This is a genomic window from Arthrobacter sp. NPDC056727, from assembly GCF_042790555.1.
GTDB lineage: Bacteria > Actinomycetota > Actinomycetes > Actinomycetales > Micrococcaceae > Arthrobacter.
In genome coordinates, this window is sequence record NZ_JBHTZA010000001.1 from 50,402 (window position 1) to 74,942 (window position 24,541).

Genomic DNA, 24,541 nt, shown 5'->3' on the forward strand with positions numbered 1-24,541 from the left:
AGATCCTCATGGCAGCCAGACCACGGGCAGCCGCTTCAGGCCAGGGCCAAAAGCCCATCCTGGACCGTCGCCGCAGTGCCTACGAGCGAATCAAGCAGGCAATCGTCTCCGGGGATTTCAAGCCCGGCGAACTGATGATCGAGACGGCGCTTGCCGAATGGTGTGAGGTTAGCCGCACCCCAATCCGGGAGGCCCTCACGCGCTTGGAACAAGATGGAATTGTGGTACGGACCGACCGGGGTCTTATGGTGCGGGACGACAGCCCCGAGGACGTGCTCGATCTGTACGAGACTCGCATTGCGCTGGAGGCGACGGTCGCGAGGGTGGCAGCCGAACGGCGCACCTTCCATGATCTGCTTCAGATGCGCGAGCTGGCGGAGCACATGAAGGCGATGGACAACAGCGATCCGCAGGCCATGGTAGAGGCGAACGACCGTTTCCACCGTTCTGTTTGGCGAGCAAGCCATAACCGCTCGCTCATGGATTTGCTGGACCGGTTGAGCCTTCATCTGGGCCGGTATCCAGCGACGACGCTGTCATACCCGGGTCGTTGGGAACGGGCGAACGATCAGCACAGTGCCCTTCTTGACGCCATCGAGGCACGCGAGGGCGATGTGGCCGCTGAGCGCGCAGCCGAGCACTTCACCGAGTCGCGCAACATTCGTCTCAAGCTCTGGACCAGTGGGGCGCCGGAATAGGGCCCGAGTGCTCCGGGAGGGAAGCTAACCAAGCTAAAACCAAGGTACAAGTTTGTGAGAGCGTACTCCCCGGCGACAGCGGTGTGCACTGAATCCCGGGCAGGTATGAAGGGCTGGAGGCTTAGTGGGAGAGGCCGGTCCCTTGTCCGGACCGATCCTCGCCGCCGGCCAGGGCCGCCGTTTAGGGGTTGGACCTAGGCTGAGCGGCCACCACCGCTGGAGACGAAGCACCGTCCCTGTATTCTCCCGTCAGCCAGGGCATCCGGTCCACATGGACCCTGTCCTAGCGCAGAAGGCAGCCGCCATGGCAAGTGGCGATGTTGGAGCCCGCAAGTTCATTCGGTTGCATCCGCAAATACTTACGTATGCGGATTGCAGCGATATCGGAGCAGGGCTGGACATCGACACATCGCAGGACCTAAAACTCTTGGCCGCCCACTGCCTACCCCACCAGACCACCTCTGAGCGCCAGGTCGGAGGAGGACAATGAAATCACACCTCGGCCGCACCAAGGAAGAGTTCGCAACGAGGCCGCTTTTGCCTCATTGGCTGGCGTGAATCTGTCCCAGCCCCTTCCTGCAACACGGTCAGGGATTGGCTGCAACTGAGGCGGCGGCAGGGCGCTGAAAGGCGCATTTGGCATAGTCGCGGTAACGAAGATGACCCACGATGCCGAAACCCGAGAGTACGTGGAAAAACGACGCCGGGAAGGTCTTACGGACAAGGAAATCCGGGACTGTATCTAACGCTACATGGGCCGCCGGGTCGCCAACCGTTGAGGTCGTTATAACCAGCTGGAGATCTGTTACGGACCCGCGTGCAGTCTGTCCCGACGGGCAGTTTTAGGGGATGGTCGCCGGGGGGGGGGGGGGGGGGGGTAACGGGGCAGGCCGCCGCGACGGCCGGGGGGCGGTTCAGGACGTCTCGCCTGCCGGTGGCAAGGTGGATGTCTTGTGGCCTCGGCTGAGGGGTCAGGCTGACGCGGGTGGATATAGTTTGGGTCCGCGTCAGCCGTGGTTTTCCTAGGCCCTGGGCGTGGTTGTCCTGGACCCCCGGCTGTTGTCGCGGATCTGGCAGACGAGTCCTCGAGCATGTCGTGCGGGGTGACGATGCCGTAAGACCGCCCGTTCCGTCGGTCGCGTGTGCGGGCGCTCAATTCGGACAGCAGCAGGAACCCCAGGACCCCGTTAGGCCCAGTACCGGCCTTCGGGCTTTCATGACAAACCCATGCGGCTCATGTCCGCGGTCCCGCCACAAGGGTGGGACTTAGTTGTCGTTTCTTTGGGCTTCTTTCGCGGCGACCAACAGTGGCTTGACTGGCCTCTCGAATCGCAAAGGTCTAACCAAAAGATGGTATGATTGATGTCACGTTTATTGGCCAGCAGCACAGGACAAAGTACCTGGATTTGATCCTGGGCTTTATTGCCAGCCAGCCGGCTGTCTGGCTGACTACGAGTGACGAAATCGCACGCCACTACCAACCGAGCTACCCGGCCCCGTAGCCCGTGCTTGGCGACCGTGCGCACCAAATCGATTACAAGCGTTAGGAAAGAAAATGGAATCTTGGCGAAATGTCATGTCCGGCGAAGCCTACAAAGCATTCGGTGCCACGGCGGAACGCCCCGTTGTTCCGGGCCGGCGGCCTGCACTCCTGATCATTGACGTGGTTACTTCGTTCCTTGGGGAGCGTGGGCTGTCCTTGGAGGAGTCGATTGCAGACCGTCCGCTCAGCTGCGGGCCGGCAGGCTGGTCCGCCCTGGCGCACATCAAGGACCTGCTTGCGTGGGCCCGCGAGCGGGACTTTCCGGTTATCTACACGGTGGGGGACTCGGGGATCCTGGGCGGCGCGTTGACGCGCTCTGTTGACGAGCGGGAGGCCGGCCGGTCGGAGATTGCGGAGGTCCCTGACGAGATTGCGCCCCTGGCCGGCGAGGCGGTCATCGCCAAGTCGCGCGCCAGTGCCTTCTTTGGCACCCCGCTGGCCGCGCTGCTGGTGAAGGAAGGGGTGGACAGCCTGATCGTCACCGGCTGCACTACTTCCGGTTGTGTCCGTGCCTCCGTGGTGGACGGGCACTCGCACGGCTGGCCCGTCGTGGTCGCGGAAGAGGGGGTCTTTGACCGGGCGAAGCTGAGCCATGACGTTAGTCTCTTTGAGATGAATGCCAAGTATGGGCACGTCGCCACCGCCAAGGAGATCAGGGACGCATACGCTGTCCCTGCATGAGTCCATCCATTAGGCCATTGCGGTATGATTTGTCTGCTGTCTTACCGCGCATGGGCGGAAGGGCCGGCTTACTTTTTATCGCACTCGGCGAACCGTCTGATTGACGGTCGACAGGGGGACAAATGGCTACCAGTACCGAGGATTTGTTCGTCCCTGTCAACGTTGACCGGGCATCGCAGGTCATCGTGGACCAAATCAAGATGCTCATCCGCGCGGGCAAGTTGCAGTCGGGCGATCGCCTGCCCAGCGAACGCGAACTCTGCCAGAGGTTCAACGTCAGCCGCGTGACGGTCCGTGAGGCCTTGCGGGTTCTTGAGACCACAGGGCTGCTGACCATCAGGGTCGGCTCCCATGGCGGCGCCTTCCTGACAAGTCCTTCGGCCGAGCGGCTCGGCGTGGGCCTCGCGGACCTCATCTCGCTCGCGCCGGTCTCGGCGCACGACGTGACCGAAGCCCGGTTCATCGTCGAGCTCGGCACCCTTCCCTTGGCGGTCGAGAGGGCAACGGAGGAAGACATCGCTGCCCTCTTCGCCATGGTCGAGGAGTCCGAGGAAGCCGTGAAGGCCGGCCAGTACAACATTGAACTTTCTGCCGCCTTCCACACGCGCATTGCCCAATGCACGCACAACCCGGCCATTGAGATGATGATGCAAAGCTTCAACGGCCCCATGCGGATGTCCCTCGAAGAGTCGCACACTGCCGCACCCATGGGTGAACAAGGCGTGGCAGAGCACCGCAAGCTCGCCGAGGCCATCCAGGCCCGCGACGTCGACGCGGCAGTCAGGCTGATGACTGAGCACCTCAAGCGGACTGCGGCCCGCGTTCTTCCCAGCTCCTAGGCCAGGCCCATAGGGCTCCGGGCCGGCCATAAAGCCGGCTTCGTTGCCATGCCCGCATTGCGGGGCGCCACCCCACCGCTACCTGACAGCGCTTGAGCCTGACAGCGCTTGGGTCGGACAGGGCGCTCCTTCGCGCCTCGATTCCGGCTGGGCTGCAGATCCGGCTGCGTTCCCCACAGAAAATTTTCCGTTAAATTCCGCCTCCACCCCTCGCCAAATCGCCACGTCCGCGCTACGGTATAATGGTCTAACCAATGGAGGATAACATGACCGGAACCCTTATAGTCGGCGCCAGCCAAGCCGGCCTGCAGATTGCATCGTCGTTGCGCGAATTCGGCAATACCGATCCCCTCATCCTGGTCGGCAACGAGGACGTTGCCCCTTACCAGCGCCCGCCGTTGTCCAAGGCCTACCTGGCCGGCAAGGCCACGGCCGAGTCCCTCAGCTTCCGATCCCCTGATTGGTATGCGGAGAAGGGCATTGAGCTCCGCCTGTCCACCCACATCCAGGCCATCGAACTTGACGGCCCCTCCTCGGGCAGCGGCGTAGCCGTGACCGGCGCCGGCGAGAAGGTTCCCTTCCGCCGGCTCGCCCTCGCCGTGGGCGGCTCGCCGCGCCGGCTCCCCATCACGGGCGCAGAGCTCGACGGCGTGTGCGTACTTCGCGACATCGCCCATGCAGACGATCTGCGGCTGCGCCTGGAGGCCGCGTCCAACGTCGTCGTCATCGGCGGCGGATTCATCGGCTTGGAAGCGGCTGCGGCCGCGACGGCGGCAGGCAAGGACGTGACCGTCGTCGACGTCGCCGACCGGCTTTTGGGCCGTGCGGTAGCCCCGGAAGTCTCGGCCTTCTACCTGGCAGCGCACCGTCGGCGTGGCACCAAGGTGCTCCTGTCCACCGGGATCGACGCCATCGAGGGGAACGAGCAGAACAGCGTAACCGGAGTCCGCCTGGGCGACGGCACGGTGCTGCCCGCTGACGTCGTACTGGTGGGCGTTGGGCTCGTGGCAAATACCGACCTGGCCGCAAGTCTCGGTCTTGAAGTCGATCGTGGAATCGTCGTGGACGCACTGGCCCGCACCAGCAACCCCAACATCGTGGCCGCCGGTGACTGCACCACGCTCCCGCATCCCCTCACCGGTGAGGGCCGCTACCGCATCGAGTCGGTCCAGAACGCCATAGCCCAGGCACAAATCGCCGCGGCGACGCTCATGGGGCGCCCGCAGGGACCTGCGGCTGTGCCGTGGTTCTGGTCGGACCAGGCGGACCTGAAGCTGCAGATTGCCGGCCTCTCCAACGGCTACGACGAAGTGGTGGTCCGTGGCGAACCGGATGAGGAACAGTTCTCCGTCCTCTACTACGCCGGCGGCCGGCTGATCGCGATCGATGCGATCAATGCGCCCCGTGACTACATGGCAGTTCGCAAGCTCCTGGGAACCGGCGGCAGCATCCGGGCTGAACTGGCCGGGGACACCAACGTGCCGCTCAAGAACCTCGCGGCCGCCGTAACGGTCTGAGCCAAGCCAACCAGCAGGCGAAGCAAAAGCGCCCCCCACCTCGCCGGAGGTGGGGGGCGCTTTTGCTGACGGTCCTAGGAGGCCGCAGGAACGCGGGAGGCGAGCCCCGGGTAGACCCGGCGCGCGTTCTCCCGCAGGATCCGGCGTTCGTTCTCCTCGGACAAACCTGCATTCTTCACGTAGACCAGGGTGTCATCCCACTCCACGCCGGTCTGCGGATCCGCACCGCGCACAGCGCCGAGCATCTCGGAAGCGAACAGGATGTTCCGAGCCGGAACCACGCGGGTCAGCAGGTCGATGCCGGGCTGGTGGTACACGGCAGTGTCGAAATAGACGTTGATCAGCAACTCGGACGGGTCCTGCCAGCCGTTGCGCATGGACAAGCCCCTGTACCGGCCCCAGTGATAGGGAATGGCGCCGCCGCCGTGGGGAATCACGAAGCGCAGCCCCGGAAAACGGTTGAAAAGGTCTGATTGCAGCAGCTGCATGAAGACGCTGGTATCCGCGTTCAGGTAATGGGCGCCCAAGGTGTGGAAGTTCGGGTTGCAGGCCGTGGACACGTGGATCATCACCGGGATGTCGAGTTCCTGGATCACCTCGTAGAGGTCGAACCAGGACTCGTCCGTCAGCGGCTTTCCAGCCCAGGTCCCCGAGGGGTCCGGGTTGAGGTTCGCTCCCACGAAACCAAGTTCGGTCACTGTGCGCCGCAGCTCGGCGATAACTCCGGCGAAGTTGCCGTCAGGGGTCTGGGGCAACTGGGCCACGGGGGCGAAGTGCTCCGGGTACAACTCGCTCACGCGGTGCACGAGGTCGTTCGAGGCCCGCGCCCAGGCATTGGCCGTAGCTGCATTCGGGACGTGGTGTTCCATGCCCGACGCCCGCGGGGAGAGGACCATGAGGTCCCCGCCGCGCTCACGCAGGACGCGCAACTGGTTGGGTTCCACGCTTTCGCGAAGCTCGTCGTCGCTGATGGGGGCGAGCGTGGCCTTCTCCCCGTTGAGCTGGGCCTTACGGAAAGCGAACAGCTGCGCAGGTTCAGTGGTGTAGTGGCCGTGGATGTCGATGATCACTTCTGGGCCTCCTGTGTCCAGTCTTCGTAGGAGATGTAGCGGATGCCGGCCTTTTCAAGCAGCGGGCGCATGTTGTTGACGTCCAGGGCGATCTCCCCGGCTTGGTAGCGCGAACGGGCCCTCGCTTCCTTTTCCTCGCGGGCCTTGGAAGCCTCGAGGACCTGGGCGGCCATCAGTCGCGGCACCACCACCACGCCGTCGTCGTCCGCCACCACAACGTCACCGGGACGGACGATCCGGCCGGCAATGGAAATGGGGACGTTGACGTCACCCAGGCTTCCCTTGCCGGTTCCCTCCGCCGATACCGCTTTGGACCACACCGGGAAGCCGATCTCCTGGAGATCAGCCACATCGCGTACTCCTGCTTCGATGACCAACCCGCGTACGCCTCGCGCCTTGAGCGAGGTGGCAAGGAGGTCTCCGAAGTAGCCCATGTCGCACGGGGCGGTGGGCGCAACCACCAGCACATCACCTTCGCCGCACTGCTCGACGGCGACGCCGATAGTGGTGTTATCGCCCGGGGTGACCGTGACGGTGACGGCGTTGCCCGCGATCCGGGCTCCCGTCTGCACGGGGTTGATGTGCGAGCCCAGCAGGCCTTCGCGCCCCTGGGCCTCGTGGACGGTGGCCACGCCGTACTCGGCGAAAGCGTCAACGACGGCGCGTTCGGCCCGTGGCGGGTTGGTGACAACGAGCCCGGCCATCAGCGCACCGCTCCGCCCGGCTGGCCCACTAGTTCGGGCATCATCGACACATGGATGGCATCCTCATCGGTTTCGCCGGCGAGCACGCGGATGGCGTGGTCCACCTGGTCGATGCCATAGCGGTGCGTGGCCAGCTTCTCCAAGGGGTAGCGCCGTGAATCGAGCTGGCTGACGGCGAGTTCGCAGGCATTGAAGGAGTGGCCCCGGGCGGACTTGATGGTGATCGCCTTTTCGGTAATTTTCTTCACCGGGAAGTCGGGGAAGGCGGCCAGTTCGCCCTGGATGAGCAGGGTGCCTTCCCGGCGCTTAAGGACGTCGACGCCGAGCAGCACCGGGGCGGTGCCGGCGCGGGACGTGCAGTCCAGGACGTAGTCCAGGCCGCGTCCGTTGGTGAGGTCCATGATCTTCTCGCGGGGATCCTCCGTGAGGACGTCGACGACGTCGTCGGCGCCAAGCTCCTTGGCAAGCTCAAAGCGCGCCTTGTCCCGCGTGGTCCCGGAAACGATCACCTGGGCGGCACCCGCTGTTTTGGCGGCGACGAGCTGCGCCAGGCCCTGCTGGCCCGGGCCCTGGATCAGCACTGTGTCGTTGTAGCCGATTCCCGCAGTCAGCAGGGCCCACTCGATGCCGTTGGAGAGGGGCATGACCAAGCCGGCTTCCTCCGCTGTGATGGTGTCCGGGATCTTGTGGAGCACCGCGTTCCAAGGCAGGTACATGTACTGCGAAAAACCGCCCCACAGCGTGCCGGGGAAGTCGGCCGAGGTGTAACCGAAGCGGCGTGCATCCGGGTTGGTCCGCCAGTCGGTGGCCTCGCAGTGGCGGTACTCGCCGATGCGGCACCACTCGCAGCTGAAGCAGGCGACGTAGTGCTCCACGAACACCCGGTCCCCTTCTTCGAGTCCCTGGCGCTTCTTGAATTTTTCGCCGGCCTCCACAATGACGCCGACGTTTTCATGGCCCATGATCACAGGACCCTGGGTGGCCGCGGTGGTTGGCGGCTTGGAATACAGCTTCACATCCGTGCCGCAGATACCTGCGACCTCAATTTTCAACAGGGCCGACTCATCGTCGATCTTCGGCCGGTCAAACTCGCGCATTTCGGTGGTTCCCGGAGCAACCCGGACCGCCGCCAGCACCTTTTCAGACATCATTGGCTCCCTTGAGCACGGCCTACTGGCCTTGGCAAAATGGTTAGTCCAATCTACCATGCTTGTATTCATCGTCGCCAGAGAAAATTGGAGCCACCATGCCCGTGAAGCTTTCCGCCCTCAGCAGGACCCAAGGAAACAACCGCCGACTCAAGGATGGAACCATTGTCCCCAAAGGCTTCCCGCTGGAGTTCCAGGAAATGCCCGTCCTCGTCCAAGGATTCCGCCGGATGGTCCGCGAACTGGCCTACGACGTCAGCGAAATGGCGCTGACGACTTACCTGACGGCCAAGGAACACGGCGTGAAGTTCACCGCGCTTCCGATCTTCCTGGTGCGGGGATTCCACCACAACGCGATTGTGGTCCGCCGCGACTCGGGCCTCACCCACCCCGGACAGCTTGCCGGCAAGCGCGTCGGCGTGAACCGCGGGTACACGGTGACCACCGGCGTCTGGGCCCGCGCCATCATGGCCAACCAGTACGGCCTTGACCTGGACTCGGTGACGTGGGTCCTCTCAGGTGACGAACACGTCCAAAGCTACGTGCCGCCGTCGAACGTCATTTCCGCGCCGTCCGGCAGGACGCTGGAACAGATGGTGCTCGACGGCGAACTTGACGCCGCGATCGGCGTCAAGGCCGACTCCTCGGACCTGGTCCCCCTCATCCCCGACGCAGACCAGTCCGCCCTCGCAGCCCTGCAAACAACGGGCCTCTATCCGATCAACCACCTGGTGGTCATCCGCGACGACATCCTGGAAGCCCACCCGGATGCCGCCGTCGCCGTGTTCGAATCCTTTGCCGAATCCAAGCGGCAGTACCTTGCGGACCTGAAAGCCGGGGCGCTGGCCGAGCCCGACTCCGCCGACCGGCTCCACCTCCAGGTACTGGAAGCGACAGGCTGGGACGACCCCCTCCCTTACGGCGTGGAACCCAACCGTGAAGTTCTTGAGGACCTCATTGAACAGGCAAACCGGCAGCACATCCTGACCAAGAAGGTGAAACTGGACCAACTGTTTGCCGAGCCGGTCCGTGGGCTCACCGGCTAAGCATTCTCAAGACGCGGGTCCAACTGCGCACGGACAGCCACAGGGGCCGCCGTGCGCAGTTCGCGTTTGGTGGCTTGTTCGAGGGACATCCCGGTGGACAGATGCATCAGCACGCGCAAGGCATTTCCGTGGCCCACCACCACCACGGTCCGGCCCTTGCGCAGTTCCGGAGCGAGGATGTGCCGCCAGTACGGCGCCATGCGTACTGCCACATCCGCCAGGCTCTCGGCGGAGATTGCCGCCGCTTCGGCGTGCGCAGCATACCGGGGATCGGCGCTCTGGGCGGACAGCGCGGCGTCGTCCGCCTTGGGAGGACAGCCGTCGACGCCGCGGCGCCAGGATTGCACGTCAGCGTCGCCAAAGCGCGCCCTTGCGTCAGCTTTGGCCAGCCCCTGCAGGGCGCCGTAATGACGTTCATTCAGCCGCCAGTACGCGCTCGGTGAGAGCGGCCAGCGGGCTTCTTCGACCAACAGCCGGGCCGTTTCCACGGCCCGGCTGAGGACGGAGGTGTGTATTGCGTCGGGTTTGAGCCCGGCGAGCTGCGCCGCAGCCCGCCGGGCCTCCGCGCGTCCGTGCGCGGTGAGGGGAACGTCGAGCCACCCGGCGAAGACGTCGTCGGCATTCGCGGTGCTCTCACCATGGCGCAGCAGCACCAGGCCGGACATCAGTGTTGCTCGAGGAACGCCAGGATCCGGGCGGGAGCGGTTTCCCGGGTTTGTTCGGCCACCGGAACATCCCAGTATTCGTGGACCGGCAGGCATTCCTCGAGGTAGCGCGCCGCCGACGGTGCATGCGAGCTGTCCTGGCCGGGCACAACCAGCCCCGGTACCTGGAGGGTCATCAGGTCCTCGGCCTCGACGCCAGGCACCGTGTCCCGGTCGAACAGGCCCCGCACGGAACCAGTGACCATCAGCTCGTACTGCTTCACGTCCATGGCCGCGTAGGCCGCCGCGAACCCGTCCTTGCCGCGCAGCGGCGCCGCCCAAGGACCCACACGCGGGTCCTTGCTGAAGCCCAGGGGGCTGGATCGGGCGAGTTCGACGACGGCACCCATGCCATGTTCGAGGGCGAAGGCGAGGTGTTGGCCGAAGCGGCGGTGCTGGGTCATCCGGTATTGCGGCCCGCCGGCGGGGGAGAACAACACCATGCTGCGCACACGGTCCGGGTGCCGGATGGCCAACGCCGCCGCAGTGGAGCACCCCACGCAACCACCCATGGTGTGCACGGCGTCGTAGCCGAGGTGGTCGATCAGTCCCAGCGCCTGGGTCACATAGCGGTCCCACGCGAGGCGCTCCAGGCGACCGCCGGACTGCCCGGATTCACGGCGGTCGAAGACGATGCACGTGTAGCTGCTCTTGAAGGCATCAACGAAACCGAGCTGCCGGTATCGGCCGAAAGTGATCCAGTTTTCCAAGGTGGAGTCGAATCCACCCGGGCTGAACATGAGCAACGGAGGGCCTTCGCCCACGGTCTCGTAATGGGTGGGGATTCCGTCAATATCGACGACGGGCATTACTGTGCTCCTCTTAACCTTGGCCGCGGAGATGCTTCTCCCCGCGAATATCTGCGATGCACTCGGTCAGGGCGTCAAAGGCGATGCGCCCGACATTGGCGTAGGTAGTGGGTTCGGCATCGATCCATTTGGCGCTGTAGCCGATTGCCGCCGTCGACATCCTGATCCGGCCGTCCAGCCACGGACCGCCGCCGAAACCGCCCAACACGGGGATGGAAACCGCCTCCACCACCGCCGGACCCACCACCGGGCCGGAGTTGGTGAAGTTGAGCGCGACGGCGCCGGCGGACTCGAGTCGTTTGGCTTCGGCGACGAACTGTTCCACCATTTCGTCCGGAACAACCGCCCCTTCGGCCTGCGAATACGCGACACCGTATTTAAGGGCTGTTTGCGGCGTGATGCCGAACTGCGCGAAGACGGGAACGCCGGCACGGGTGACGGCCTCCACCGCCTCGGGGAAGTCCGCGGCGCCGTCGAGCTTTACCATGTCGACGCCGGCCTCCTTCGCCAGGCGGATAGCCGCACCGACTGCTTCCTTGGCCCCCTCCTGGAGGGGGCCGAACGGGAAGTCGCAGCTGAGGAGTGCGGACTCGACGCCGCGGCGCACCGCCTTCGCCGCCACCAGGATTTCCTCCATGGTGATCTCCAGCGGGTGGGAGTGCCCCCAGAGGTTGACGCCAACGGAATCACCCACAGAGACAATGTCCGCACCCGCACGGTCCGCGATCCGCGCCATCTGGTAGTCCCAGGCGACAATGCAGGCGCTCTTCTTGCCGTCCTTCTTCATCTCCTGGAGCTTGGGAATGGTCATGGTGCTCATGCGCGCGTTGCCCTCAGCAGCTCCACCAGGTCGTCTTCCTCCGCCGGGACCAGCAAGATCCTGGCATGGGGCCTGAGGTGGAAGAGCGCGTCGCTGGTGAGCGCGCCGGGGGTGACAACCAGGCCCGCCGTCATGATGCCGCGCTCACGCGCGAGGCTTCCGACGGCGGCAACTGCCGCCCCGTTCTCGCCCGACGTGGAGACCATGATCACCGTGTTGGTGTCGGTCATGACCTCTTCCAAGGACACGTCCGAGGCGCCGATTTCGGGCAGCACCCCGCCGGGGTCGGCAACGGAGAAGAAGCGGGCCTGGCCCCAGTCGAGCAAGGCCGCGGAACGGATGATGCGCTCGGCTTCGTGGTCGAAGGCGACAACACGGGTGTTCCGTGCGGCCGACAACGGGTAGTCGATCCGGAATGCCGCTTCCTTGGTGGTTGCTGCCCTGGCGCAGGAGCTGGGGCCGGCAGGCACCGAACGCGGAGCGCTTGAGTGTTCGTGATCGTGATCGGACATGGCTCAGACCGAGGTGTGCGGCTTGGCGGGTTCGGCAATCATGGCTTCGCCGATGCCCTCGACGAAGGCCTGGTCGGCGGGGAGCACGATCGCTACCGAACGGACCTTCTGGTCACTGGGCCTGTTGCCGGTGGGTTCCACGCCGTCCTGCAGCGCCTTGACGGCCTTGTAGAGCTTTTGCCGGGCCTTGATGATGCCGGCGTCGGTGGCCACCAGGCGTTCCTTCGTCCTGTCGACGAGCGGGCCCATGGACTCCTGGAGCGAGGAGTCCTGTAGGGCGATTCCCTCGATGCCGGAGTAGTTCTCGCCGCGCTTCTGGGACTCGCGGTCCATCAGGTAGTCGTTGTCCTTGTTCGCCAGGGGACGGTAGGAGGCGTCGTTGGCGCTGTGGACGCCCTTGCCGGCGCGCATGGCAGCGACTTCGGCCTCCGTGAGCTGACGGGTGGGGTGGTAGTCGAAGCTGTACGCCCAGCAGTTCTCGTCGTCGATGGGGACCCAGAAGTGGCCGTGGACGGGGTGGTCTCCACGCGGCGGGACCATGGTGAAGTTCGGCAGTACCCACGGCGTCACGCGCCAGTAGTACCTGCCTTCCTCGGCGTTGCGGCGGGCGCCGATCAGCAGGCCGCCTTCGTAGTCCACCACTTCGAAGAACGGCTTCAAATCGCCCTTGTTGTACTCGTTGCCCTTGGATCCCTTGAACAGCGGGTCGCTTTCGAGGTTGCCGCCATGCAGGAAGGTGACGTGGCTTGAGTCGATGCCGCCCTCAAGGGCCTGCAGCCAGTTGCACTCCTGGAGCCGCTTGGAGGTGAAGACCTGGCCCTCCGGAACGGTGTACGCCTCCCACTCCGGCAGCGGGGGCTGGGCGGCGGGATCGCCGAGGTACGCGAACAGCACGTCCCCGCGCTTGACCATCGGGTAGGACTTGAGCTTGACGTTGGCGCAGAAGTTGCTCGTGGCCGGCTCGCTGGGGACTTCCACGGCCTGGCCGGTGACGTCATACTTCCAGCCGTGGTAGGGGCAGCGGAGGCCGTTTTCTTCATTGCGGCCGAACCACAGCGAAACGCCGCGGTGTGCGCAGAATTCGTCCATCAGGCCGTAGCGGCCCTCGGAATCGCGGAAGGCGATGAGGCGCTCAGACAGCACCTTGACGCGAACCGGGGGGCAGTCGTTTTCGGGGAGTTCCTCGGCCAGCAGCACCGGCTGCCAGTAACGGCGGAAGAGGTCACCCATGGGAGTACCCGGACCTGTCTGGGCCAACAATTCGTTGATGTCCGTACGCAACATGCGAAGGATCCTTTCGTCCTGAGCTCGTCCTGAGCGGAGTTGAGAACTTGCTTACTGGTGTCCGGGTCCTGGCTGCGCCATCGCCGGACGGAAAATTAGGGCTGGGTGGGGGGGAGGTCGACGACCAGGCCGTCGAGCTTCTCTTCAAGCACGATCTGGCATCCGAGGCGGCTGCAGTCCCGCGGCTCAGAGACGCCCATGTCTATGAGATCCGCTTCTATATCCCCCGGAGCGCCGACGGCGTCCCGGAACTCCTCGCGGACCCACACATGGCAGGTGGCGCAGGAGTTGTTCCCGCCACACTCGCCGATGATGCCCGGAACCCCATTGCGGAGCGCCGCTGACATCACCGAGTCGCCGGTTTCGGCGTCCACAACATCGATTGCGCCCTCGGCGCTGACATAAGAAATCTTGACCATTGGATCCTCCTACTAATGGTCTAACCATAATGCCGTTGGCGGGTTCGCGGTGTCAATGATGTGGCGCAGGTAATTTCCAGGGTTCTGAAACACGCCGCTCACAACACAGCCAGGGCCCGACTCGGAGTCGGGCCCTGGCGGTTCTTTTCGGCTTGGCTAGGGATTGATGAGCTCGGCTACGAGGGCATCGCTGCTTGGGTAGTCGTCCGACGGCGGCGCCCACCGTTCCGTCGAAAGCCCGGCTGCCCCCGGGTCCTCTGCGCTGATGTAATCCGTTGGAGGTCTGCGGTTGATCCGCAGCTGGAAGATGTCATTGCGGTTGTAATGCCCTGCGAAGTCCTGCGCGATCTTCTGCCGGGCCCACTGGTTGAAGTCCAGCTCCGCATAGAGGATGCCCTCGGTCTTGCCGTCGAGGGGCCCGGCAAGGACCCGCGTGTCCGGGCCGACGATCACCGATCCTCCCTGCCCGGCACCTGACGCGATCCTTTCCGCCGCTTCTTCCGTCAGCCCCAGGTCTTCGGCGTAGCCGGGGTGGGCAACTCCGCAAGCGCTGATGACGAAGGCCTTGGACATCAACGCGAAGTTCTGCGCCGCCAACAGGGAAGTCTGCGGCATGAGGGACGTGCCGTCCGGAGCGGAACGGAAATGCGGGGGCCAACTCATTCCGTGCAGCCGCGTCCCGGCTGCGGTCAGGGCAAAGATTTCCAGGGGGTTGGAGTTCTCACCGCAAACCAGCGCGCTGGCCGGTCCGTACTCGGTGTCGAACGTCCCCAGCGTGTCTCCCCAGCCTCCCCAGTGCACAATGCGCTCGCCGGCCGTGGGCTGGAGCTTTTGGTGCTTGCCCAACAACTGCCCGTCAGGGCCGAAGAAGAGCTGGGAGTTGAAGAGGGAGCCGGGCGCATTCGCAGCGCGCTCGCATGTTCCCATGACCACGTATGCTCCAGCGTCCCTGGCCGCCTCGGCAATTGCGTCAACCTCCGGACCCGGGACCCTGATGGCGTTCTTGAACAGCCTCAGGTTCAATTCGTTGGAGATGGGACTGCTGACCGGTTGGAAGTGGAACCACGTAGGGTGGCCGGGCAGGAACCCTTCGGGAAAGACGATGAATTTCGCCCCGTTCGAACCGGCCTCACGGATGAGGTCGCAGGCCTTTGCGGTGCTTCTCTCCAGGTCGAGGAATACGGGGGAGGCCTGGACTGCCGCCCCGACTATGGAGCCGAAGAATTCAGCCAATGCTTGTCCTTTCGTGAGTTCTGGACCCGGGGCGGGGCTGGTCCGTCACAGCTCCTGCCAGGGCTTGTAGATGTTCTTGACGTCATCCAGGGTCAAGGAAGCGGCCGACTTGATGGTGAAGTGGGTGGCTTCGAGGATCCCTTTGAGCTGGTCCTCGGTGAGCTTCCCGTCCCGGGAGCTCATGGGGATCTCCTCTTTGATGATCCGCGCGGCCAGCTTGGGATCCATTCCCCACTCGTCCACCATCATCTTTGTGGCCAGGCTTTCGTCATCCATGATCCGGCCGGAAGCTTTGTAGTAGCACTCGGCAAAGGCCTTGACGTCTTCGGGTCGCTCTTTGATGATTTTCTTGCTCGCGAATACGACCGTCATGGCGTTTGGCCCGATGAGTTCGCGCACGTTTTCCAGGACTTTGGCGCTGCCGGCCTGCTCGAGCCCGAAGGCGGCATGTCCGCCCCAGAGGAAGGCGTCCACGGTTCCGCTTTTCAGTCCGGCCTGGATGCCGTCCAGGCTGCCCATGGTCACTTTCTTGAAGTCGGTGTCACTCCACCCGGCTTGCTGGGCGAGCTTTTGGGTGGCGTAGTCACCTGCCGAGCCGAAGCTGCTGATCGCAAAGGTCTTGCCCTTCAGGTCGGCAAAAGATTTGGCGGCGCTGTCCGGCCTGACGACGAGGTATTCATCGAACACCGACATTGAAGCGCCGATGATGGACGCGTCCAGTCCTTGGGAAATGGCACCGATGACCCGGTTGGGGGACGTGATACCGATGTCTGCGCTGCCTGCCGCTATAGCCTCGGCCGTTTTTTCACCTGAGGAGACGCTGACTTTCATCTGTGGATCGCAACTAGGCCAGATGTCGAGGAACTCGCCGGCCTCCGCGCCAAGTTCCGTGGGATCGTGCTTGTTCGATTGGATAACGCGGATTTCATTGGTGCCGGCGCCGTCGGCGCCCGCGGAACCACCGCAGCCGCTGAGAAGCAGCATGAGGCCAGTGCCCGCGGCGGCTATTCGGAGGCTCCTCGTGATGGCGGGGCGCGCAAAATTTCCCATGAGCATGTAACTCCTCTATGTCTGTTTGTTTGGAGCGAGTTCAACCCGCGTGTCGGGCATGAACACCTAGCCAAGCGGCAGGTGTTGACAGTGATGTATCCCACTGCGGTTGTGGCAGCGTATGGCCCGGTCTCATCGACCGTGGAATAAGCAATGGACTAACTAATCGCCATCTGACCTTAGGTCTGCTTCTGGTGCTTCGGTGCCGGCGGCCGGTTCGTCAGCCGGACAGTGACGAAGAGGAGCTGAGACCGCCCCTGCCGTACATCAGCACCACGGCAAGGACGGCGACGGCGGCAAGTCCCGCGCCGACCAGCAGGACACCTTGGAAGCCGGCCAGGAAGTGGTCGGCGGAATTCCGGGCTGTTGCGGGGGAGCCGGCGAACAGCTGATAGAGCAATACGGTGAGCGTCACGCCGACGGCCCTCCCCAGATTCCGAACGGTCGCGATCGTGCCGTTGGCTACGCCGGCCTGGTCCTGCCCGAGGTCGCCCATCACGGCCGAGCTGTTCGGCGAGCTGAAGAGTCCGACGCTTGCGCCGATGAGCGCCAGCAGGGCAGCAACCAACCAGGGCGGCGAAGACTGCGTGAGGAACGAGGCGCCAACAAACGTGGCAATCATGACGGACAGAGCCACCAGGGCAGGACGCCGGGAACCCACGCGGTCGCTCCACCAGCCGGAAAGGGGTGAGACCAAAAGCATGGCAAGGGCCTGGCATGTCATCATCAAGCCGGTCAGGCCGATGGACCACCCCAAGACCTCATGCATGTAGAGGGGAAACAGGAAAGCGGGAAACAGCAGGAGTACGTAGGAAAGGAACGCGGCCAGTGTTCCCCAGCCATAGACGCGCCTGCGGAAGTGGCGGAGGTTGATGAGGGGAACGGCGGTCTTGAGCTCGCGCAGGACGAAAAGCGCGAAAGCCGCAACCGCCGTTCCCAACAGTCCAATGACCACCTCATGCGACCACCCGAGGCGGGGTGCGAAGCCCAGGCCGAGCAGCAGGCTTGACGTGAACATGATGAACAACGTGAAGCCGGGGACGTCCAGCCGGGGTGCCTTGGTCCCCTTCTTCGAGTCCTTGGGGACCAAGGCCATGACGCCGACTGCACCGATCAGGCCCACCGGGACATTGATCAGGAAGATCGAGCGCCACCCGAACGCTCCCGTCAGGACGCCGCCCAAGGCCGGCCCCAGCAACGTCCCTGCGGCCACCATGCTGCCGATGATCCCCAGGATCCGGCCCCTTTGGCCCACCGGAAAGGTCGCCAGGGCCAAGGGCGTGATGGTCGCCATGAACATGCCCGCTCCAATCCCTTGGAGCACGCGGAACGCAATCATGACCGGAAGGGCCGGTGCCAGGGCCACCGCGAGCGACGCAACGACGAAGGTCAGCAGGCCGATGCTGAGGATCCTCTTTCCGCCAATGGCGTCCGACAACTTGCCAAGGAACGGAACCACCGCCGTGATGGTCAGCAAGTAGGCGGACAACACCCATTGGAGGGAGTCGATATCGACCCCGAATTCCTTGGCCATCATCGGCAATGCCACCACTACGGCTGTGGCATCCACATTGGCCATGAAGGTGCCTGTGGTAACGGAGAAGAGAATGATCCATCTGGCTGCTGCCCCCGCCGTCGTGCGTTGGGTGGGCTGGACTTGGGTTTCGGTCATGGTGCGCTTTGCTTAGTGGGCGGCGTTGAGGGACGGGCCCCGTTCGGACTTGGGCGTCAGCAAGAGGTTGACCAGTCCCTGCAGTATGCCCACCAGGGCCATGAGCAGGATGATCATGGCGAACGCCTGGGGTGCGGCGAAGGTCTGGCTGTTCAAGGCCAGCTGATAGCCAAGCCCCGCGGTGGAGGCGAGCATCTCGGCGAAAATGACGGTAATCATTGACGCGCCGGCACCAATGCGGACGCCGGAACTGATCAGCGGCAACGCACTCGGCAGCTTAATAAGGAAGTCGGTCTGGAACGAACTGGCCCCGAACGCCCTGGCCACCGTCAGCATGGTGGGCTTCACCGTGGCGAAGGCCCGCAGCGAGTTGTAGGCGATCGGGAAGAACGCACTGACCGCCCCGTAGCCGATCTTGGACCCGACTCCCGTGCCGAAGGACAGGATGAAGAGGGGGTAGAAGAGGATCAGCGGAGCGAGGTAGCCCCAGACGAAAATCGACTGGAAGACCTGCGTCCGGACCGGTGTCCTCGCTGCCCAGAAACCTGCTGCGAGGCCGAACACCGACGCGATGACGAAGGCGGCCAGGATCTCACCGAACGTGATGAACGCGGCCTCGTAGGTCGCCGGCTGCGCAAGCGCTTCTCCGAGTGCTTCCATGACCCTGGGGATGGTGGGCAGAACCAGGGGGGAGATCCCGCCGGGACCGTTTCCGTAGGCCCAAATGCCAAACAGAGCACCAAGCCCCAGAATCCGCAGGGGCCATACCAGCGGGGAATTTTTGTGCTGCTTCATTGATTTCCCTATGCTCTCTGCTTTTCCAGGGGGTTGGCGTGGGGGCTGTTGCCCATGGCTTCGTTCAACATCAGGAAGAGCTGCGAACGCAGCTGCGCGAACTCCTCCGTGGCAATGAAGTCGAGCGGTCGCGGGCGCATCTGTTCGATCTTGACTTCGGCCATGACCTTGCCGGGACGTGCGGACATGACGATCACGCGGTCGGCCCAGTAGATGGCCTCGTCGAGGCTGTGGGTCACAAGGACCACGGTCTGCTTGTTCTCCGTCAGGACCGTGGAGATGCTTTCGCCAAGCGAACGGCGGGTCTGCTCGTCCAAGGCACCGAAGGGCTCATCCATGAGCAGGATCGACGGGTCCATCGCCAGGGCCCTGGCCACCGCCACGCGCTGCTGCATGCCACCGGACAACTGGCCCGGGTGGGATTCGCCCCACTGGGACAGGCCCATCATGTCCAGCAGTTCCTGGCTGCGCTCGCGGCGTTCCTGCTTGCCGATTCCCGCGAACCGCAGTCCGACGCCGACGTTGTCCACGATGTTGTTCCACGGCAGCAGGGAGTAGTCCTGGAAGACGAAGGCAGCCCTGCGGGGATCCGGTTCCTTCACCACCGAGTCGCCCACCAGGATCTGGCCCTTCGTGGGAGTCATCAGCCCTCCCATGCAGGTCAGCAGCGTGGACTTGCCGCAGCCGCTCGGACCAAGAAGGGCAACGAATTCTCCCTCGTGCAGCGACAAGTTAATATCTTTGAGTGCTTCGACCGTCGTTCCGGCACGCGTGAACGTGACTGAAACATCATTGATGGACATTCGCATTGCTGTTTACCTAACTTGTCGCGGTGGTTGTTGCGGCACCGGCGGCGGAAGTCTGCCGCCATTTGGTCAGCCGTGTTTCTAAGTGATTCCAGATGGTCCCCGCAACGACTGCGAGGATGGTGACTGCCAGCATCAAGGCAAGGGTCTTGTCCGTGTGGAGCTGTTCCGCGTAGACCCGGATCAAGCCCCCCACGCCGTCCGAGGAGGCCCACAGTTCTGCGATCAGAACCCCGATGAAGGCGTGGCGGATTCCGAACCACAGGGCAGTGAAGATACCCGGCAGGGCGGAGGGGAGTACGACGTTGAGGATGGTCTGCCCCCAGGACGCCTTGAAGGCGCGCGCCACTTTCATGTGGCGGTCCTCGACGAGCGCCATGCCGGCGGCCACGTTGATGGTGACGAATACTGCCGCTTCAAAGGCTCCGAAAACGACGGCGGACGTGGAACCGATGCCGCACAGGAGAATGAAGATCGGCAGGAAGATGGACTTCGGCGTCGACATCAGGAACAGCAGCGGGGCCGAGTAGGCCTGCCAGAGGGTCTTGGACAGACCCATCACGGTTCCGACGACGATGCCCACGGTAGTGCCGATGGCGAAGGCCATGAGGATGTTTCCACCCGTGCTGCCCAACGCGGTCATGACTTCGCGGGTGCCCAGCATCTCTACGAAGGCACCGGCGACGGCCAACGGCGTGGATACGAAGTCAATGTCGATCAGGCCGAACCGGGTCAGGAGTTCCCAGGCGACGATTACGGTGGCAATGACGGCCACCCTTCCGAAGCGTGCTTGGACCTTTACGTTGGCGTTCCGGAGCAGCTTCGGAGCGGACAGTCGTTGTTGCGGGCGGGGAGGTGCTGAAAGGTTGGTTTGCATCGGTTCAGCTCCATGCACCTTGGCGGGCGGTCATCACAGGCTCTTCCAATGCTTGTACATGCCCTTGACGTCGTCGATCGTGAGCGACTTGGCGGACTTGATGGTGAACTGCGTAGCTTCAAGGAGCCCTTGGAGCTGCTCCGGGCTCAGTTCGCCGTCCCGCGAGCTCAGGGGAATTTCATGCGTGACGATCCTGGACGCCAGCTCGGGGCTCATGCCCCAGTCTTCGACCAGCATCTTCGTAGCCAGGGCAGAGTCGTCCATCATGGCCCCTGTGGCCTTGTAGTAGCACTCTGCGAAGGACTTCACGGCTGCGGGATTCTTTTCGATGATCTCGTCTGTAGCGAAGACCACGGTCATGGCGTTGGGTCCCACAAGATCCTTCACGCTGCCCAGAACCTTGGCTGAGCCCTCAATCTCCAAGCCGAAGGCTGCCTGTGCGCTCCAGAGGAAAGCGTCGGCTGTCCCGCTCTTGAGTCCGGCCATGATGCCGTCAAGGCTGCCCATGGTGACGGTCTTGAAGTCGTTCGGACCCCAGCCTTCTTCGCGGGCGATCTTCTGGGTTGCGTAGTCCCCTGCGGAGCCGAAGCTGCTGATGGCGAAGGTGGCGCCCTTCAGGTCGGCGAACGAGGTGGCTTTGCTGTCCTTCCGGACCACGACGTACTGGTCCCACACGGGCATGGAGGCGCCGATGATCTTGCCCTTGAGTCCCTGGGACATTGCGCCAATGACGCGATTGGGAGAAGTAATGCCGATGTCCGCACTCTTGGCGGCCAGGGCTTCGGCCACCTTTTCGCCGGCCGTGAGGTCCACCTTCACCTCGGGGGAGCACTCGGGCCAGATGCTCATGAAGTTGCCGGCTTCCGCACCGAGTTCGGTGGGGTCCTGTTTGTTTGATTCGATGACCCGGATTTGAGTCGGCGCACCGTCAGGGCTGGGCGCGCTGTTGGCGCCACCGCCGCAGGCCGTCAGCGCCAGTGCTGACATGGCCGCCATTGAGGCCAAAAGGGGGAGGCGGCGCGGGGGACCAGATTTCTTCCTGGCTGGGATCCAAGAAAACATGAAGCTCCTCTTATTTCAGATAGCTGCGGAACAGGTTCGACGGACGCAACAGAGGGCGGAGCAGGCGAACCACGTTGTTCAGGTCACAAAAATTTAGTGCCCGATGAAGGACGGTAATTTACAGCACATCGGCATGTCAATAGTATGGTCAAACCATTAAGCCGAAGTGAGGTGTTCTTATGAATCGACTCGATGTATCGAAGGCGGCAATCGTCGTCGTCGACATCCAAAACGACTTTTGCCACAGCAGTGGCTACCAAGGGCTGCGAGGGAAAGATGTTGCCCGGGTCCAGGCGGCCGTCGGCCGCTTGGAACCCTTCATCCAGGAAGCTCGGGACCTCGGCGTCCCCGTGATCTTCATGCAGAACCTCCACGATCCGCAGAGTGACACGGAAGAGTGGCGGGCGCGCCATTTGGAACCGCGCGCTTCGCAGTCCTGCCTCCCGGGGACCTGGGGGGCGGAGTTCTTCGCGCTCGAGCCGCAGCCCGGGGACCACGTGCTTCTCAAGGCGCGCTACAGCGCCTTCGTCAACACCGGGTTGGAAGAACTCCTGCGATCCCTTGGCCGCACGTCGATCTTCTTCTGCGGCGCCGCAACCAGCATTTGCGTCGAAACGTCGCTGCGGGATGCAACTTGTCTCGACTTCCTGGTCACTATCGTCGACGACTGCTGTGGTGACTACTCGGAAATAGCCCACAACAACGCTGTCAGAGCGGTCGCGAGCGGCTTCGGTGCGGTTACGCAGAGCAAGCACGTTATCGAGGGCCTCCGGGTCTCCGCCGAATGCGGTTGACCTTATCAATGCGCGACCGGCACGAACTTTCCCCCAGAAGTGAGTGAGTTCGACCGGGCCGGCTTGACGCGGGAGGCAGGTCGCGTCGCACGGTGCGGCTAGGGTTGCTGCGACGACTGGCCTGGCGGCTTCCGCCGGCAAGACCGCTCGGAGGACTGAGCCGTTGCGGGGTGCCTGTATGGTCCCGGGCGCCCCGCAACGGGGCTTGCTGGGTGAGCCGAGGCCGAGCTGAACGAAGACGAGCCAGACGAGGAGCGGCATGATACTGGTTCAGAATAGGCACCCGACGCTGAAGTGTGCGTCGCTCAGACGGGTTACCAAGATGCCGTGAGCGAGGCAGGGTGACCTCCATCATGTAATCAATGGCGGCGTCCAGGCAGTGATCCGTACTGGCCCCGTCATGGACCTTGACTTCGATGACGGGGCCAGCCCTGGTGTTGATGGTCTGCCCCCTAGTGTTCTAAGACCGGCAGGAACGTGTGGCCCTGCGCCTTTTCGTACAGGGCCCGGAGTTCGACTCCGTGGGCTGCGATCCAGACCGCGTCGGCGGCCGGTGTCATGGTCTCGACCCGACCGGTCCGGATGGTCCGCCCGTCTCGCTGGATTTGCACTTGTTGGCCGACCAAATCATTCCACTCTCCATAGTGGGCCATGGCGATGCCTTTCGTGTTGCGATTTTGTTGATGTGGCAGCAACGCAGCGCAGTAGGCTGCGTTGCGTTCTGCTCCGCGGCCGTGCCGCTTGGGAGTGCGGTGCGCCAACTGCCTGTGCAGGGGACTACTTGTCGCGTGAAGGCGGACCAAGATTCCAGGGACAGGACGCGGCGGTGGTCTTGCGGGCCGTTTCCCGTGATGGGGTGGTATCGGCAACCTATGGCGCGGCCCGCACTGGCCTGCCCGTGCTCTTCCTGCAGTGCCGATGACGGGACGCGCTCTAGGCGTCAAGGACCAATTTTGGGCACTTGGAGCGGCTGACGCAGATGAACATGGTGTCGTTTTTCGCCCGTTCCTTTTGGGACAGGATGGTGTCGCGGTGTTCGACTTCACCTTCCAGGACCTTGGTTTCGCAGGTGCCGCAGAATCCTTCTTCGCAGGAGGACATGAAGGAGGGGTTTACCTCGAGCACGACGTCCAGGATGGACTTTTCCGGTGGAACGGTCAGGGTGCAGCCGGATTGCCGCAGCTCAATCTCAAACGGTGCATCTGCCGCTGCTTCTGTTGCGTCCCCGGTGCGGGCCGGTGGCGGGGCGGCGGCAAACAGCTCCGCATGGAAGGCGTCTACACCAAGGGCATCGGTAGTGATGCTTTGGAGGTCGGCCAGGAGTCGCTCCGGTCCGCACGCATATACTGCTGTTCCGGCGGGAGCGTTCTTGATTTCGGTGAGCAGATCGGCACGGCCGCGCTCGTCCCGGGGGTAGAGCGCCAGGGAATCGCCCATAATCGTTTGGAGTTCGTCGATGAACGCCATGGTTTGGCGGCTGGATCCGCAGTAGACCAGGCGGGCGCTTTTGCCTGCAGCCATGAGTTCCCGCGCCATCGCCATGATGGGCGTGATGCCGATGCCGCCGGCGACCAGGAGGTAGTGGGTTGCGCCATCCTCGACTTTGAAATGGTTGCGCGGTCCGCGCGCTGTCAGTTTTGAGCCGAGCCGGGTCTCGGAGTGGAGTTCCTCCGACCCGCCGCGCCCACCAGTCTCGCGAAGGACGGCGAGACGGTATTTCTGCAGCTCACGCGGATCCGAGCACAGGCTGTAGTGCCGCACCAGGCCCGACGGCAGGACGACCTCAAGATGAGCGCCGGGCTCCCATTGAGGGAGTGAACCACCGTCGGGAAGGGACAGTTCGAGGGACATGACATTGGTCGATTCCTGGCGCAGTCCGCGCACAACGAGGTCAAGGGTGTTTTCGGACATGGTCAGGCTCCGGTGATGGGATGTTGGAAGAGTTTGCCGGGGATGGCTTCCCTGGTTCCGCCTTTAAGGACCTCGATGAAGTCGCGTGCCAGGTCGGATTTCCTGACCGTGACGAGCATGTCGAGCTCGCGGCGGAGTACCCGCATGGAGGTCGAGCCGGGCTCGGAATCCCAGCCGCCGAGTCCGACCAGGACGCCGGCGAGGAGCGTCCCCTGGTTCCGCCCTGCTGTGGCCATGGCCTCAACGAAACCGTCGGGAATCTCTTCGAGCCGCGATCCGAGGAACACCATCATGTCCGTGCTGGCCGCGAGGTCGCTGACGGTTTCGGTGGTGGGTTGGGCCTCGGGTTCGTCGATCCCGCGAAGGAGTACGCCGTCCGGGTGGCTTGCGGCGGCGGCGACCAGGACTTCCCGCAGGCCGGCGTCGGACATTGACGAGACGAGCGCAGCGCCCGAGGGCCCGAGGGGGACAAGAAGGATCCGGGCCTTATAGTAGGCGCGCGACGTTAGATGTGTCATGGGTTTTCCTTAGCTTGGGTTGTTGCTGT

General features: G+C 63.7%; 24 protein-coding genes and 1 pseudogene. 7 read left to right on the forward strand and 18 right to left on the reverse strand.

Features of this window, described 5'->3' with window-relative positions; genetic code table 11:
- Nucleotides 1–8 precede the first annotated feature (8 nt).
- The 5 genes and pseudogenes from ACFRAH_RS00225 (at nucleotide 9) to ACFRAH_RS00245 (ending at nucleotide 5,278) form a co-directional block, all read left to right on the forward strand.
- Complete coding sequence (locus ACFRAH_RS00225; RefSeq protein ID WP_377952565.1) at nucleotides 9–698, forward strand: GntR family transcriptional regulator; 690 nt, start codon at nucleotides 9–11, stop codon at nucleotides 696–698.
- Nucleotides 699–1,204: 506 nt separating this feature from the next.
- Nucleotides 1,205–1,441: pseudogene (locus tag ACFRAH_RS00230) on the forward strand (transposase); the annotation flags it as partial.
- Between the two features lie 812 nt (nucleotides 1,442–2,253).
- Nucleotides 2,254–2,922, forward strand: coding sequence for an isochorismatase family protein (locus ACFRAH_RS00235; RefSeq protein WP_377988789.1), 669 nt, complete (start codon nucleotides 2,254–2,256; stop codon nucleotides 2,920–2,922).
- Between the two features lie 122 nt (nucleotides 2,923–3,044).
- On the forward strand, nucleotides 3,045–3,761 hold the full coding sequence (locus ACFRAH_RS00240; protein ID WP_377988791.1) for a FadR/GntR family transcriptional regulator: 717 nt from the start codon (nucleotides 3,045–3,047) through the stop codon (nucleotides 3,759–3,761).
- A gap of 266 nt (nucleotides 3,762–4,027) precedes the next feature.
- Nucleotides 4,028–5,278, forward strand: a complete 1,251-nt coding sequence (locus ACFRAH_RS00245) for an NAD(P)/FAD-dependent oxidoreductase (protein ID WP_377988792.1) — start codon at nucleotides 4,028–4,030, stop codon at nucleotides 5,276–5,278.
- A gap of 74 nt (nucleotides 5,279–5,352) precedes the next feature.
- Here the strand turns inward: ACFRAH_RS00245 and ACFRAH_RS00250 are convergent, their stop codons facing one another.
- From ACFRAH_RS00250 to ACFRAH_RS00260, 3 genes are read right to left on the reverse strand one after another with little or no spacing between them, the layout of a single operon-like run.
- On the reverse strand, nucleotides 5,353–6,348 hold the full coding sequence (locus ACFRAH_RS00250) for an amidohydrolase family protein (protein ID WP_377988794.1): 996 nt from the start codon (nucleotides 6,346–6,348) through the stop codon (nucleotides 5,353–5,355).
- Entirely contained in the window at nucleotides 6,345–7,052 is a 708-nt protein-coding gene (locus tag ACFRAH_RS00255) for a 4-carboxy-4-hydroxy-2-oxoadipate aldolase/oxaloacetate decarboxylase (protein ID WP_377988796.1), read from the reverse strand. The genes ACFRAH_RS00250 and ACFRAH_RS00255 overlap by 4 nt, the downstream gene beginning before the upstream one ends.
- Nucleotides 7,052–8,203, reverse strand: coding sequence for a zinc-binding dehydrogenase (locus tag ACFRAH_RS00260; protein WP_377988797.1), 1,152 nt, complete (start codon nucleotides 8,201–8,203; stop codon nucleotides 7,052–7,054). Before ACFRAH_RS00260 ends, ACFRAH_RS00255 begins: the two co-directional genes overlap by 1 nt.
- A gap of 95 nt (nucleotides 8,204–8,298) precedes the next feature.
- On the opposite strand from ACFRAH_RS00260, the gene ACFRAH_RS00265 reads away from it, so the two are divergent.
- Nucleotides 8,299–9,246 carry an ABC transporter substrate-binding protein gene (locus ACFRAH_RS00265; RefSeq protein WP_377988799.1) on the forward strand — a complete coding sequence of 316 codons (948 nt, stop codon included), beginning with the start codon at nucleotides 8,299–8,301 and terminating at the stop codon, nucleotides 9,244–9,246.
- Here the strand turns inward: ACFRAH_RS00265 and ACFRAH_RS00270 are convergent.
- The 13 genes from ACFRAH_RS00270 to ACFRAH_RS00330 all read right to left on the reverse strand — a co-directional run bounded on the left by ACFRAH_RS00270 (nucleotide 9,243) and on the right by ACFRAH_RS00330 (nucleotide 21,214).
- Entirely contained in the window at nucleotides 9,243–9,911 is a 669-nt protein-coding gene (locus ACFRAH_RS00270) for a 2,3-bisphosphoglycerate-dependent phosphoglycerate mutase (protein ID WP_377988801.1), read from the reverse strand. The genes ACFRAH_RS00265 and ACFRAH_RS00270 overlap by 4 nt on opposite strands.
- Complete coding sequence (locus ACFRAH_RS00275) at nucleotides 9,911–10,759, reverse strand: alpha/beta fold hydrolase (protein ID WP_377988803.1); 849 nt, start codon at nucleotides 10,757–10,759, stop codon at nucleotides 9,911–9,913. The genes ACFRAH_RS00270 and ACFRAH_RS00275 overlap by 1 nt, the downstream gene beginning before the upstream one ends.
- Nucleotides 10,760–10,772: 13 nt before the next feature.
- Entirely contained in the window at nucleotides 10,773–11,579 is an 807-nt protein-coding gene (locus ACFRAH_RS00280) for a 3-methyl-2-oxobutanoate hydroxymethyltransferase (protein ID WP_377988805.1), read from the reverse strand.
- On the reverse strand, nucleotides 11,576–12,091 hold the full coding sequence (locus tag ACFRAH_RS00285; protein WP_377988806.1) for a hypothetical protein: 516 nt from the start codon (nucleotides 12,089–12,091) through the stop codon (nucleotides 11,576–11,578). The genes ACFRAH_RS00280 and ACFRAH_RS00285 overlap by 4 nt, the downstream gene beginning before the upstream one ends.
- A gap of 3 nt (nucleotides 12,092–12,094) precedes the next feature.
- The gene (locus tag ACFRAH_RS00290; RefSeq protein WP_377988808.1) at nucleotides 12,095–13,375 is read right to left on the reverse strand and encodes a Rieske 2Fe-2S domain-containing protein; all 1,281 of its coding nucleotides are present in this window, start codon (nucleotides 13,373–13,375) and stop codon (nucleotides 12,095–12,097) included.
- A gap of 95 nt (nucleotides 13,376–13,470) precedes the next feature.
- Complete coding sequence (locus ACFRAH_RS00295) at nucleotides 13,471–13,794, reverse strand: 2Fe-2S iron-sulfur cluster-binding protein (protein WP_377988810.1); 324 nt, start codon at nucleotides 13,792–13,794, stop codon at nucleotides 13,471–13,473.
- 156 nt (nucleotides 13,795–13,950) lie between these two features.
- On the reverse strand, nucleotides 13,951–15,027 hold the full coding sequence (locus tag ACFRAH_RS00300; protein WP_377988812.1) for a carbon-nitrogen hydrolase family protein: 1,077 nt from the start codon (nucleotides 15,025–15,027) through the stop codon (nucleotides 13,951–13,953).
- Between the two features lie 45 nt (nucleotides 15,028–15,072).
- A complete protein-coding gene (locus ACFRAH_RS00305) occupies nucleotides 15,073–16,077 on the reverse strand; it encodes an ABC transporter substrate-binding protein (RefSeq protein ID WP_377988814.1) in 1,005 nt (334 codons plus the stop codon).
- A gap of 220 nt (nucleotides 16,078–16,297) precedes the next feature.
- A complete protein-coding gene (locus ACFRAH_RS00310) occupies nucleotides 16,298–17,749 on the reverse strand; it encodes a DHA2 family efflux MFS transporter permease subunit (RefSeq protein ID WP_377988815.1) in 1,452 nt (483 codons plus the stop codon).
- A gap of 12 nt (nucleotides 17,750–17,761) precedes the next feature.
- Entirely contained in the window at nucleotides 17,762–18,544 is a 783-nt protein-coding gene (locus ACFRAH_RS00315) for an ABC transporter permease (protein WP_377988817.1), read from the reverse strand.
- Nucleotides 18,545–18,552: 8 nt separating this feature from the next.
- Nucleotides 18,553–19,347, reverse strand: coding sequence for an ABC transporter ATP-binding protein (locus ACFRAH_RS00320; protein WP_377988819.1), 795 nt, complete (start codon nucleotides 19,345–19,347; stop codon nucleotides 18,553–18,555).
- 16 nt (nucleotides 19,348–19,363) lie between these two features.
- On the reverse strand, nucleotides 19,364–20,227 hold the full coding sequence (locus tag ACFRAH_RS00325) for an ABC transporter permease (RefSeq protein ID WP_377988821.1): 864 nt from the start codon (nucleotides 20,225–20,227) through the stop codon (nucleotides 19,364–19,366).
- 33 nt (nucleotides 20,228–20,260) lie between these two features.
- Nucleotides 20,261–21,214, reverse strand: a complete 954-nt coding sequence (locus tag ACFRAH_RS00330; RefSeq protein ID WP_377988823.1) for an ABC transporter substrate-binding protein — start codon at nucleotides 21,212–21,214, stop codon at nucleotides 20,261–20,263.
- A 254-nt stretch (nucleotides 21,215–21,468) separates the two neighbouring features.
- Here ACFRAH_RS00330 and ACFRAH_RS00335 point away from each other — a divergent pair, with 254 nt between their 5' ends.
- Nucleotides 21,469–22,083: a cysteine hydrolase family protein gene (locus tag ACFRAH_RS00335; protein WP_377988825.1), complete on the forward strand. Its 615-nt coding sequence runs from the start codon at nucleotides 21,469–21,471 to the stop codon at nucleotides 22,081–22,083.
- A gap of 933 nt (nucleotides 22,084–23,016) precedes the next feature.
- Here the strand turns inward: ACFRAH_RS00335 and ACFRAH_RS00340 are convergent.
- Together ACFRAH_RS00340 and ACFRAH_RS00345 are read right to left on the reverse strand one after the other, a co-directional pair.
- The gene (locus ACFRAH_RS00340; RefSeq protein ID WP_377988826.1) at nucleotides 23,017–23,994 is read right to left on the reverse strand and encodes a PDR/VanB family oxidoreductase; all 978 of its coding nucleotides are present in this window, start codon (nucleotides 23,992–23,994) and stop codon (nucleotides 23,017–23,019) included.
- A gap of 2 nt (nucleotides 23,995–23,996) precedes the next feature.
- On the reverse strand, nucleotides 23,997–24,512 hold the full coding sequence (locus tag ACFRAH_RS00345) for a hypothetical protein (RefSeq protein WP_377988828.1): 516 nt from the start codon (nucleotides 24,510–24,512) through the stop codon (nucleotides 23,997–23,999).
- Nucleotides 24,513–24,541: the final 29 nt, after the last annotated feature.